This is a genomic window from Clostridium psychrophilum (assembly GCF_018861705.1).
GTDB lineage: Bacteria > Bacillota > Clostridia > Clostridiales > Clostridiaceae > Clostridium_AD > Clostridium_AD psychrophilum.
The window spans coordinates 104,355-117,344 of record NZ_JAHLEC010000001.1; the positions used below are offsets into that span (position 1 = coordinate 104,355).

At 32.2% G+C, this 12,990-nt stretch carries 9 protein-coding genes; 2 read left to right on the forward strand and 7 right to left on the reverse strand.

Annotation, left to right across the window (positions count from 1 at the left end; genetic code table 11):
- Positions 1-47: 47 nt before the first annotated feature.
- The 6 genes from KPL38_RS00520 to KPL38_RS00545 all read right to left on the reverse strand — a co-directional run bounded on the left by KPL38_RS00520 (position 48) and on the right by KPL38_RS00545 (position 8,988).
- The gene (locus tag KPL38_RS00520; protein ID WP_216285471.1) at positions 48-1,469 is read right to left on the reverse strand and encodes a glycoside hydrolase family 1 protein; all 1,422 of its coding nucleotides are present in this window, start codon (positions 1,467-1,469) and stop codon (positions 48-50) included.
- A 64-nt stretch (positions 1,470-1,533) separates the two neighbouring features.
- On the reverse strand, positions 1,534-3,414 hold the full coding sequence (locus KPL38_RS00525; RefSeq protein ID WP_216285473.1) for a beta-glucoside-specific PTS transporter subunit IIABC: 1,881 nt from the start codon (positions 3,412-3,414) through the stop codon (positions 1,534-1,536).
- Between the two features lie 197 nt (positions 3,415-3,611).
- Positions 3,612-4,454 (reverse strand): BglG family transcription antiterminator LicT, encoded by an 843-nt coding sequence (gene licT, locus KPL38_RS00530; protein WP_216285475.1) that lies wholly within the window; start codon positions 4,452-4,454, stop codon positions 3,612-3,614.
- Positions 4,455-4,742: 288 nt separating this feature from the next.
- Entirely contained in the window at positions 4,743-6,746 is a 2,004-nt protein-coding gene (locus KPL38_RS00535) for an ABC transporter ATP-binding protein (protein WP_216285477.1), read from the reverse strand.
- Positions 6,743-8,518, reverse strand: a complete 1,776-nt coding sequence (locus tag KPL38_RS00540) for an ABC transporter ATP-binding protein (protein ID WP_216285479.1) — start codon at positions 8,516-8,518, stop codon at positions 6,743-6,745. Before KPL38_RS00540 ends, KPL38_RS00535 begins: the two co-directional genes overlap by 4 nt.
- Positions 8,519-8,547: 29 nt before the next feature.
- Positions 8,548-8,988, reverse strand: a complete 441-nt coding sequence (locus KPL38_RS00545) for a MarR family winged helix-turn-helix transcriptional regulator (RefSeq protein ID WP_216285481.1) — start codon at positions 8,986-8,988, stop codon at positions 8,548-8,550.
- A 595-nt stretch (positions 8,989-9,583) separates the two neighbouring features.
- Between KPL38_RS00545 and KPL38_RS00550 the strand changes: the two genes are divergently transcribed.
- The gene (locus KPL38_RS00550) at positions 9,584-10,696 is read left to right on the forward strand and encodes a DUF362 domain-containing protein (protein WP_216285483.1); all 1,113 of its coding nucleotides are present in this window, start codon (positions 9,584-9,586) and stop codon (positions 10,694-10,696) included.
- A gap of 817 nt (positions 10,697-11,513) precedes the next feature.
- On the opposite strand, the gene truA is transcribed toward KPL38_RS00550, so the two are convergent.
- Positions 11,514-12,251, reverse strand: coding sequence for a tRNA pseudouridine(38-40) synthase TruA (truA, locus tag KPL38_RS00555; protein ID WP_216285485.1), 738 nt, complete (start codon positions 12,249-12,251; stop codon positions 11,514-11,516).
- A 217-nt stretch (positions 12,252-12,468) separates the two neighbouring features.
- Between truA and KPL38_RS00560 the strand changes: the two genes are divergently transcribed.
- On the forward strand, positions 12,469-12,966 hold the full coding sequence (locus KPL38_RS00560) for a hypothetical protein (protein ID WP_216285487.1): 498 nt from the start codon (positions 12,469-12,471) through the stop codon (positions 12,964-12,966).
- The last annotated feature ends 24 nt before the right edge of the window (positions 12,967-12,990 follow it).

Sequence of the window (12,990 nt, forward strand, 5' to 3'; positions counted from 1 at the left end):
ATCAAAGCCACGTTGAAATTACTTCAACGTGGCTTTGAATTCACTAATTATACTAAGCTTTTCCCATTTGTTCTTATTACTTCTTTATACCAATTAAAACTCTTTTTCTTATATCTTTTTAGGCTTCCTGTTCCATCATTATTACGGTCTACATATATGAAACCATAACGTTTTTTAAATTCAGCAGTCGATGCACTAACAAGATCAATACATCCCCAAGACGTATACCCCATTACTTCTACTCCATCATCTATCGCTTTTGCTACCTGAACCAAATGATCGTTTAAATATTTAATTCTATAATCATCATTTACAGTTTTATTTCCATTTTTATCTGTTATTAGTTCATCAACAGCACCTAAACCATTCTCAACAATAAATAATGGTTTTTGGTAACGATCATAATAAAGATTGAGAAGGTATCGTAATCCTATTGGATCTATTTGCCATCCCCACTCTGAAGATTCTAGATATGGATTTGGAACTCCTGCAATTAGGTTTCCACTTGCTCCCTTTTCTTTAGTTGGATCTGTTGATGCACAAGAACTCATATAGTAGCTAAATGAAACAAAATCTACCGTGTTTTTGAGAATTTCAGAATCTCCAGGTTGCATATTAATTTTAATATTATTGTCTTTAAAATATCTATCCATATACTTAGGATATACTCCCCTTACATGTACATCTGCAAAGTACAAGTTTTCTCTATCCTGCTTCATTGCTTCAATTACATCATTAGGATTTGGTGTTAATGGATAATTGGGCACTCCAAGAATCATGCATCCAATTTTTGCACCCGGCATCATTTCATGACCAATTTTAACAGCCATTGAACTCGCTACTAATTCATGATGAATTGCTTGATATAAATCTTGCTTTGTTAATTTTTCTTTATCAGTAAATATACCCCCGCTCATGTACGGTTGATGAAGTACTGAATTAATTTCATTGAATGTAAGCCAATACTTAACTTTATGTTTATATCTATCAAAAATTGTCCTGCAATAATTTTCAAAAAATCCTATAAGTTTTCGATTTACCCAACCATCGTAATTTTTAGATAAAGCAAGCGGAGTCTCATAATGAGAAATTGTTACAAGTGGCTCCATTCCATATTTTAAACATTCATCAAATAAATCATCATAAAATTGCAATCCCTTTTCATTAGGTTTGGCATCATCACCATTAGGAAAAATTCTAGACCATGCAATAGATGTTCTAAATGTTTTAAATCCCATTTCAGCAAATAATTTAATATCTTCTTTATATCTATGATAAAAATCAATGCCTATTAATTTTAGATTATCTTTTGTTGGCCCTTTTGTAATAGCCCCGACAATGCCTCTTGGTGCTATGTCTTGTGTTGATAAACCCTTGCCATCCTCATTATATGCTCCTTCACATTGGTTAGCAGCAACTGCTCCCCCCCATAAGAATCCTTTTGGGAATCTTTCTAAATCACTTTGCATCTTTAGTTCCTCCTTCTATTTTTATTTTCCTTACTTGTACTTTATATTTAAAATTATCCCATAACTATACAATAGTTAATAGTGTTTCTCCCTTTTTAATTTCTTTTGTGTTACTTGCCAAAATATCTACATAATTATCAGTGTTTGTTATAATAACAGGAGTTATAACTTGGTATCCTGCTTCTTTTATTTTCTCTATATCAAATTTAATTAATAAGTCACCTTGCTTGACCTTAGCTCCCTGCTCAACCATTTTCGTGAAGTATTTGCCATCTAATTGGACTGTATTTATTCCAATATGGATTAATATTTCTACGCCTCCATCAGATATAATTCCAACAGCATGTTTTGTTGGGAATATTGCCTTAACAATACCGTTTACTGGTGATACCACCTCACCAATTGCAGGCTCAATAGCAATTCCTTTTCCCATTGCTTCTGTTGAAAAAACAGGATCATTCACAGATGATAACGCCTTAACTTCTCCAGTTAATGGGCTAGCAATAATTTCTTTCTTTAAAAGTAACGAATCACTTTTATCGTTTTTGTCTTTGATTACTTCACTTGATTCACTTGATTCACTTGCTTCACTTACTTCACTTGATTCATTTGATTTACTTTTGCTTTCATATCCCAAAAATACGGTGAAAAGCGTTGCGATAGCAAATGAAATCATCATTGCAATTACATACATTAACATTGGTGAAAAAGCTGGTGTTGCAAGTGCACTAGGAAAAGCAAAAACCTTTTCTTGTACTCCAAACACTCCACTAACTGCTCCACCAATAGCTCCAGCAATAGCAACATATGGAATAGTACGCTTAAAACGTAATAGTAAGCCATAAATTATAGGTTCTGTTACTCCAGAAAGTAACGCTGGTAGTAAAGTAGCTCCTGCAAGTGTTTTTAATTCTTTGTCTTTTGTTTTTATAAAAATGCCAAAAGCCAATCCCATTTGAGCAAAAACAGCAGCCGCAGCCATTGCATAAATTGGATCACCACCAGATGCAATATTCGATAAAATAATAGGTACCAAAGACCAATGGAGGCCAAACACAGTTAGGAATGTCCAAGCAGCTCCCATAAAGGCTCCTGTTAATATACCACTTCTATCACTCAAGAAGGTAACTCCTGCTCCAATGGCACGTCCAGCATAAACTCCAAAAGGTCCAAATGCTATTACAGTTAAAGGCACCATAACCATCAAAGATAACATAGGGACTAAAAACATTTGTACATCCTTGTGGATAATTTTCTTAAGTAGTCTTTCAAACACTGCAAAAATGCAAACTGATATAAAAATTGGAAACACAGAAGATGAATAATTCATTAATACTACTGGTATTCCAACAAATGTTGTTGTTTTACCCAAGGCAAGAAGTGCTGTCAAATTAGGTTCTAAAAGAGCTGCCCCAATTACCCCTCCTACATATGGATTCGCTTCTAACTTAATAGCACAAGTGATGCCAAGAAATATTGGCAAGAAGTAGAACACAGCATTTCCAGCTGCAGACAAAATACTATAAGTTCCACTATGTGTTGACAACAAACCTGTCAATGTAAGAACAGTAAGCAATGCTTTTAACATACCTGATCCCGCAAGTGCTGGTATTAATGGTGAAAAACTTCCTGATATAACACCAAAAATTTTTGACGCAACTGATTCCTTTTTTGTCACGTCTGAATCAGATTTCATCCCGGTATCTTTCATTTTCTTCAGTTCATTAAAAACATAAGACACATCACTACCAATAACAACTTGAAATTCTCCTCCACTTTCAACTACACTTAAAACACCATTCAATTTCTTAAGTTCTATCTTGTTTGCTTTTTTATTATCTCTTAATTTAAATCTTAATCTTGTAGCACAATGAACAACACTTGATATGTTTTCCTCTCCCCCAACCAGTTTAAGAATTTGTTTTGCTAAGTTATTATAATCCAATTTAGTCACTCCTTAATTAAATTTATTTTTTCAAAAAAACAAAAAGCCTAAACTGCTAACTAAACACTTCAATTAATCATCATACTTTTAGTTTTTTAAAAGTTAATGATATTCAATAAAGTCTTTAGTAAACCTTTTAGGTCTTGCCTGAATCTCAGTCACAATCCTCATTATTAATTTTACTATGTATTAAAATCTTATTTAAGTATGTCTCGATTAACAACCCGGTTTATATGTATTGTCAAATATGTCATTTCTTCTTTTGACATTGTAGCGTTATACACTTTTTTTAAGTGAGCTTTAATTTTTTCTACACATTTATATGAATCTTTATACTTGTCAATTACTATGTCATATAAATAATCATCATCACCTGTAGATGTGGTTTCCGTTAACATTCGTTGGGCAAAAAATTTTAAATGAGTTACTAACCTATGATAGCTTAGGGAATCTTCATCAAAGTTTATTTCAAAATTATATCTAATTATATTCAGAATTTCTTGAATAATCTTTGTCATGTTAACAGCTCTTGGCATATCTTGATTTAGTTCTGCATTAACAATATGCAATGCAATAGATGCTGCCTCATCAATAAGCAGCGTTACTCCAAAATTCTCTTTTATTATGTTAAGTGCAGTAAGTCCAATCTCATACTCTTGTTTATAAAATTTTTTTATTTCCCAAAGCATAGGATTTTTTATATCTAGACCTTGTTTCTGCCTAGTCATTGCAAAACTAATATGATCTGTTAATGTTAAATATATATTTTCATTTAACTTTTTGTGTAAATTTTGTTCTGCATAGATTATTATTTGTTCTGAAATCTTAACATATTTTGAAGGAATTTCACTAATTAACTTATTTAATTTTTCAGATACCTCTTTATTCTCTAAAGTAAATGTTCTTTCAATTTTTTCTTCCTCAAGCTTATCACCAGACTTTTTTTTAAAAGCGAGCCCAAGGCCCATAACAACAACTTCCTTATTATCTTCATTAATAACAGTTGCCGCATTATTGTTTAATATTTTTTTTATTTTCATTATTAACACCACTTTAAAATAGCTATATTTTATACAATTGTAAATGCATTTAATCAATAATTTTTTAATATTAATTTTATTATAAAATAAAAAAACCAAATTGAAATCAACCACTTATATGCCCTAAATAAGTAAGTCTCACATTAACCTTGGTCTTGCTTGAATTATCAGTCACAATCCTATTAAAAATTATTTGCACTAATGATTATAATAGCATGTACTGTAAATATCGTCAAGATGAATATATTATAAAAAAGTACTGCAGAATTATTTCTACAGTACCTTTTATTACATTACTTCGTTATCTAAATTTGCTCCAGCAAACTGGCTATTATAAAGATCTGCATAGAATCCATTCTGAGCAAGAAGCTCATTATGACTGCCCATCTCGATAATGCTTCCTTTGTTCATAACTAATATTAACTCTGCATCCTTAATTGTAGAAAGTCTATGTGCAATTACAAAACTTGTTCTATTTTCCATAAGCTCAGTCATTGCCCTTTGTATATAAACTTCTGTTCTTGAATCAACACTGCTTGTAGCTTCATCAAGTATCATAATAATTGGATTTGCAAGTATTGCCCTAGCTATTGTGAGAAGTTGCTTTTGGCCTTGAGATATATTAGAAGCTTCTTCATTTAGTATTGTGTTATATCCATCAGGAAGAGTTTTAATAAAATGATGTGCATGAGCTGCCCTTGCTGCCTGCATAGTTTCTTCATCAGTTGCTCCTTTTTTCCCGTAAGCAATGTTTTCCATTATAGTCCCATTAAAAAGCCAAGTATCCTGAAGTACCATACCAAACATACTACGTAATTCTCCACGTTTTATGTCTCTTATGTCAACTCCATCTATTGATATCTTACCTGCATCTATCTCATAGAACCTCATAAGTAAATTAACAAGTGTAGTTTTACCAGCCCCTGTTGGTCCAACTATTGCAATTGTATGGCCCCTCTTTACATCGATATTCATATCTTTAATAAGTGATTTCTCTGCACTGTAACTGAAATCAACATGTTCAAATTTAACTTCTCCCTTAGGAAGTGCAATTACCTTACTATTGGAAGTTTCTTCAATTTGTTCAACTTCATCTAATAATTCAAAAATACGCTCTGCTGATGCTACAGTTGATTGTATAATATTTGCAATATTTGCAGTTTGAACTATTGGTTGAGTAAACTGATTTGAGTATTGGATAAATGCTTGAATATCACCTATAGTTATTCTACCTTGAGTTGCTAAAAATCCTCCGACAACACAAACTACTACATAACCTATATTACTAACAAACCTCATCATAGGCATTATTATCCCAGATATAAACTGAGCTTTCCAACCGGCAACGTATAATCTGTCATTAATGTTTTTAAATTGTTCTATTGAATCTTTTTCATGTCCATAAGATTTAACAATTTTATGTCCAGTATACATCTCCTCTACATGGCCATTAAGTGCTCCAATTTCTTTTTGTTGAGCAGCGAAAAACTTTTGAGATCGCTTTGCAACAAAAGCCGTAACAAAAACGTATAATGGTAATGTTAAAATTACAACAAGAGTCATTAATGGACTTATTGTAAGCATCATAACAATAATACCAATTATTGTAACAATGGATGTAATAAGCTGGGTAAGACTTTGCTGAAGTGTTGTCGAAATATTATCAACATCGTTTGTTACACGACTTAGTATTTCCCCATGAGTTCTTGAATCAAAGAATTTAAGTGGTAACCGTGATAACTTATCTTCAACTTCTTTACGCATATTGTAAACAGTTTTCTGTGCTACTCCAGCCATTATATATTGTTGAAAAAATCCGAAAAGCGTACTTACTAAATATAATCCAAGCAATAATAGAATAATATTTCCTATATATGTGAAATCTATTTGGCCATTATTTACTTTCATTATCTTTGCAGTTTCTGCTTTAATTTTAGCAAGACCTTCAATTACTTTAGGACTTTTCCCCGCCATTGGGTTAGCCTTTATTAATGTTGCTATTTTTCCTTGCGCTATATTCAGTTGAATTATCGAGTATTTATTTATTATACCTTCAACCAATCTAGTTATTGCCCATCCTGAAATCTTAGGACCTACTATTGTAAAAATAGTACTAATGATTGCAAATATAAAAACAAGAATAAAATTAGTTCTTTGAGGTTTTAAATAACCTAAAAGCCTTTTTAGTGTGCCTTTAAAGTCTTTTGCTTTAACTATTGGGCCAGCAAAGGATCCCATAGGCCCACCACCCATACCGCCGCTTGGTTTGTTCTTCTTATTTTTTTCACTCATGATAATTCCTCCTCTGAAAGCTGCGACAATACAATCTCATGATATATCTTACAACTAGTTAAAAGTTCCTTGTGAGTCCCCATGCCGCAAATGGCGCCATCATCTATTACTATAATTCTATCTGCATCCATAACTGTTGCAACTCTTTGAGCAATTATTATTACTGTAGCATTATTTATTTCTTTTTTAAGTGCTGCCCTAAGTTTTGCATCAGTTTTAAAATCAAGTGCTGAAAAACTATCATCAAAAATATATATTTCAGGTTTTCTAACTAAAGCACGGGCTATAGATAAACGTTGTTTTTGTCCTCCTGAAACGTTTGTTCCTCCTTGAGCAATAGGATGATCATATCCTTTATCCATTCCTTTAATAAAGTCCGTAGCTTGAGCTACTTTTGCTGCATGCTCTATTTCTTCTATAGTAGCATTATCTTTACCATACTTAATATTTTCAGCAATTGTTCCAGTAAAGAGTACAGTATTCTGAGGAACAAAACCTATCTTAGATCGAAGGTCCTCTTGACTCATTTCGCGTACATCTACTCCATCAACTAATACAGATCCACTTTCTACATCATAAAAACGTGGTATTAAGTTAATAAGAGTTGACTTACCGGAACCTGTACCCCCAATAATTGCTGTAGTCTCACCAGGTTTTGCACTAAAAGTTATGTTACTAATAGCTGGTTGATCTGCACCAGGATAGCTAAAGGTTACATCCTTAAATTCAACATATCCACTCTCTTTATCAGCGAGTATTGCTTCCTTTGGATCTATAATATCTGCTTTCATTTCTAACACTTCATTTATTCTTATTGCAGAAGCTTGAGCTCTTGGCACCATTATAAACACCATTGCAAGCATTAAGAATCCGAATAAGATTTGCATTCCATATTGTATAAATGCTATAAGTGAACCAACTTGCATGCCGCCCGTATCTATTCTTTTAGCACCAAACCAGATAATAGCAACTGTTGTAACATTCATAATTAACATCATTATTGGCAATAAAAACGCCATGATTTTGTTTACTGTTACTGCATTATTCATAAGATCAGTGTTAGCGTCATCAAACCTAGCCTTTTCAGTATCAATTCGATTAAATGCACGAATGACCCTAATACCAGTAAGTGATTCACGTAATACAAGATTCAATTTATCTATTTTAACTTGCATCAATTTAAATAACGGCATAGCGAATTTAAGCGTTATTGCAATAATAATTCCAAGTAGAGGAACTACAACTGCAAATATCCAAGTTAGAGGGCCATCTTCCCTTAAAGCCATTACAACACCGCCTATTGCAGTGAGTGGTGCAAATAACATAATAGAAAATATCATTACGGTTACTGTTTGAATTTGCGTAACATCATTTGTTGTTCTTGTTATAAGGGTAGCAGTACCAACCTTATCAAATTCATGAAGTGAAAATCCTTCAACTTTTGCAAACAATTTATTACGAATAATTCTACCAAACGCCACAGCAGTTCTTGATGAAAAGAATGCAGCAACTATTGAGCATAATACACCACCGGCTGAAATTATTAGCATTATTCCACCTGTTCTAAGAATATAATCTATCCCTTTATAAAATCCACTAAACCCTAAAAATGAAATAGTTTGAAGTGTCCCCTTTTGCACTATACCTTTATCAATTATATCAGCCATCAAAGTTGGTAAATATAAATTTGCAATTACTTGAATAAAAATCAGTACAAGTATTGCTATTATTTGCATTGTATATGGCTTTAAAAACCTAAATAATTTGATCATTAATGTCATCCCCATTCATTGTTATTACATTATTTTTGTTCATCACTTAAAAGCTTTTTAAGTGTGTATAAACCTTCAAATATTTTATGAATTTCCTCCGCGTTTCCCTTGCTCATTACCTCTGCAAGATTTCTTTCAAACTGCTTATGGAAAGTTTTATGCATGTCTTCAAAATTTGGTGCTATACTTACGTAAACTACTCTCTTGTCAGTATCGCTTCTTTCTCGTACTACCATTTCTTGCTTCTCAAGTCTATCTATAATTCCAGAAACTGTACTATTTGATAGACAAAGCGCATTGCTAAGTTCAGTTATCTTCATCTTCTTTTTTTTACTTAAAAGTCCCAAAACCATGCCTTGTGGTGCAGACATTCCTGTATCACATAACACCTTGGACATGCTATGTTTAAACAACTGCATAACTTCTTGAAATAGTTTTGCAACCTCTATACTTTCATTCAATGTTTCCACTTAATCACCACCTCAAATGTATTTCGTCTGCAAATGTTTCGTGTCCGTATATTTAGCTTACGAAGTATATTGTAATCCCATATATATTATATGTCAATATATATTTTCAAAACAAATAAACAGGCGTTAACGTCTGTTCATCAAAGGGCTGACAAGAATTAAATGTAAACTATTTCAATGCTTTATTTAGTTTTATTTGTTAACCAAAATGACTTAAATAAACCATTTCCTCATAAATAGATCATTTATAATTTAAAAGATTATCATTTTTATATGCCGTTTTATAAGCCTTTAAAATCAGATTATGCTACGCGCTTATAATATGTTCAATTTTATTAATTAATCTGTTAGATAATACCGTTAGCTTTAGTTATTGGAAAATCAAACAGGGGCGAACTGACTATTATAAAGCTCCGCAGAAAAGTTTATAAAATGTTTCAATTAATTAGAAGTTATATTTATTAGGGCCTAGAATGAGAACTTCAACCACATCATTAATAAATAATAAAAAAACACATGTTACTATATGATATAATATTATAATAGGCGATTTAATTTTTAAAAATTGTAATAAAAAATAGTAGGAGGTAAATGAATGGAAAAATCAAAGGTATATTTCACAAACCTAAGAACAAAACCAGGATATAATTTATTAGATAAGCTTCAAAAACTTGTCATCGAGGCTGGTATTAAAAATATTGATTTTAAAGATAAATTTGTAGCTATAAAAATTCATTTTGGAGAACCTGGGAATCTTTCATATATTCGACCAAACTATGCTGCAAGTATAGTTAAACTTATCAAAACGCTTGGTGGGAAACCCTTTCTTACTGATTCAAACACATTATACTCAGGAAGAAGACATAATGCTGTAGACCATATAGAATCCGCTATGGAAAATGGTTTTAACCCAATTGCAGTTGGTTGTAACTTAATAATTGCAGACGGATTAAAAGGTGGAGATTATAGAGAAATTCCAATCAACCAAAAACATTGCAAAACAGCTAAAATAGGTTCAGCTATTGCAGATTCAGATGTAATTATTTCTATGACTCACTTTAAAGGTCATGAAATGACAGGCTTTGGAGGAACATTAAAAAATTTAGGCATGGGCTCAGGTTCCGTTGGTGGAAAGCTTGAAATGCATTCCGCATCAAAACCTGTAATGAAACATCATAAATGTGTTGCCTGTGGCCAATGTATTAAAAATTGCCTACATGAAGCAATTTCTTTTGATGAAAATAAAAAAGCAACTATAGATTACGATAAATGCGTAGGCTGTGGCCAATGCGTTGCAGTCTGTCGCTTTGGATCAGCAACAATAAAGTGGAATGAATCTGCTGATAGTGCCAATGAAAAAATTGCAGAATATACATATGCTGTAATTAAAGATAAACCAAACTTTCATATTAGTTTCATAATGAATGTTTCCCCTAATTGTGATTGTTCGCCAGAAAACGATGTAGCAATAGTTCCAGACATAGGTATCGCAGCATCTTTTGATCCAATAGCTTTAGATCAAGCCTGTGTTGATATGGTCAATAAAGCAACAGCATTATACGGATGTGAACTTTCAGATAACCATTATCATGAAGGCGAAGATAAATTCTCAAATATTCACCCAAATACAAACTGGAAAGTTGGACTTGACCATGCAAAAGAAATAGGATTTGGTACCAATGAATATGAAATAGTAACAGTTAAATAAGAATTAACAATCCGGGATGTAGTACATCCGTATTAACTTTCTCCTGCGTGCCTCCAAATAAGAGATTGGAACGTGAAATTTCATTAAGAGATTCTAATCTTTTGAGAATATAAAACTCTCTATCGCTCACGCTCGACGTCCTGTCTCGGGTTCGCTAGCCTGACATCCTGTCATGCTCACGGGAATTTTATATTAGCAAAAGAAGAATTTCTAAATGAAATTTCAATTGTTTCTGCTCTTCTTATTTGAAGTCACTTCCGGAGAAAGCCATACTATAATACATTTACACTAAGATGTATCTAAGAGGTATGGCTAATAAAAAAATTATTCACATTGTTTTCCGTATGATGTTCACCATAATAAAAAGAGATAATACCAAAAGATGTAAAATCCTTGGTATTATCTCTTTTTATTATATAGAGAACTTCTATTTGCCTAGATTACTGCCAGTCTAACACCCATATCAAATATTTTTTTTGAGTATACGTTATAATCATGAAGGTGAAGACATGTAGAAGTGTGACAGATAGTATATAATAAATTTTACAGACTCTTAGTTTATGTAATGAAAAATTTCTGTAAGCAGCCCAGGAAGCATAACAATTAATAATTGTTATGTCCCCCTAAGGAATACCCAGAGGTCGTGCTAGCACTTCTGAGACAGGACGTCGAATAAGTTCACTTAACAATTAATAATTGTTAAGTACCTGTGAGGAATGCTAAGGGGTTAGACAATTTTTTCATGGAATGAACTTAGAGTGTGTTAATGAATTTTCTACTATCAGAACATTCTACATGCTGAGCCTTCATGGGATTCTTAGTATTCAACGCCTCTTAATGCTAGTCCTTTTGCTTTAGCCATAGGAATATATGCCGATGCTGTTGTTTCAGTTAATAATTTTTCTACATCCATTGCATCAATTTTACCTTTTCCTACTTCTATAAGACTTCCCATAATAATTCTTACCATGTTCCATAAGAAACCATCTGCATTAATTTCTATTTCAATCATATTATCTTTTTCTACTATATTTAAATAATTAATAGTTCTAGTTGTATTTTTAGTATTAGGTGATACTGTAGATAAATACTGAAAGTCATGAGTCCCAACTAGATATTCTGCCGTAGTTCTCATATTTTCTAAATTAAGCTTCATCTCAGCGTTATAAACATATTTTCTATTAAATACATCTCTTAGCTGGCTATCGCTTATTTTATATACATAAGTTATTGACTTTATGTTATATTCTACATTAAATTTTTCACTTGCTTCCACAATGGATTTTACTGCTATATCGTCTGGAAAGTTTTCATTCAGATAATCCATGATAGCGTCTATACTTAAATCACAATTTGTATGGAAATTTGCCATATAGTTTTCAGCATGTACTCCTACATCTGTTCTTTCGCAACCGGCAACCTCACTACGTTCGCCTTCCATTTTAGATAAAGCGCTTTCAATTTTACCTTGAAGCGTTAAATTATTATCCGGTTGTTTCTGCCATCCTTTATATCTGCTCCCATCATATTCTAATATCATTTTTAAATTTCTCATATATATCCACCCTTTAATTTATTTGATTATTCCCAAGATCCATATCTTAAATTACGACCTAATGGTATCTTTGTTCTTAACATAAAATCGTCACCCTTTGAGAAATAAAAAATATGATAGTATTGAAACTATTTAGATCTACAACAAGTACAATAATATTATTGTATTGTTTTTCTATAATAGATTCTAAAATACGATTCTAAAAAGGGTGATTTTTATGAGTAACTGTTGTTATTGTTGCATAAAAGCATTAAGTGTTATATTGCAAAAATTGCATAGTTTAGATATAAGTGTTCAAATAACTTCAAATGGAACTGAAAATGCAGTTCCATCCTCTGGTGGCGTATCAACGCAAGTGACTCCTTCACTTGTTATCTTTAAAAACACAATAATTCCATTATGTAATATAGAAGATATTAGATTCGTCGAAGCTGATAAAGATAAAATAGCACAAATTATTAAAGCATTGGAAGCAACAAAAGATGATGAATGTTGTGGAGACAAATTGCGAAAGCTTATAGAACCTGGTGGAAATATTGGAAAGATTACTAGTACAACCCACGAAAACTTAATAAACGCTTCACCTAAACCAATTATTGCAACTGGACTAGGCGCAGTACTACTATCTGAAGGTGCATCTGGTTTAACCAAAAACAAATACCATCTAGTAGCTTTATGTCAAATATCTGCTCTTGAGTATATTAAAAAGCAATAAATTTTAAGGAGCTGTAACTATTTG

Bases quoted from the DNA above. Each gene is read 5' to 3' on its own strand.
- licT (WP_216285475.1), bottom strand. From the start codon at position 4,454: ATGAAAATAAAAAAAATATTAAACAATAATGCGGCAACTGTTATTAAT.
- KPL38_RS00540 (WP_216285479.1), bottom strand. From the start codon at position 8,518: ATGATCAAATTATTTAGGTTTTTAAAGCCATATACAATGCAAATAATA.
- truA (WP_216285485.1), bottom strand. From the start codon at position 12,251: ATGAGAAATTTAAAAATGATATTAGAATATGATGGGAGCAGATATAAA.
- KPL38_RS00520 (WP_216285471.1), bottom strand. From the start codon at position 1,469: ATGCAAAGTGATTTAGAAAGATTCCCAAAAGGATTCTTATGGGGGGGA.
- KPL38_RS00535 (WP_216285477.1), bottom strand. From the start codon at position 6,746: ATGAGTGAAAAAAATAAGAAGAACAAACCAAGCGGCGGTATGGGTGGT.
- KPL38_RS00560 (WP_216285487.1), top strand. From the start codon at position 12,469: ATGAGTAACTGTTGTTATTGTTGCATAAAAGCATTAAGTGTTATATTG.
- KPL38_RS00550 (WP_216285483.1), top strand. From the start codon at position 9,584: ATGGAAAAATCAAAGGTATATTTCACAAACCTAAGAACAAAACCAGGA.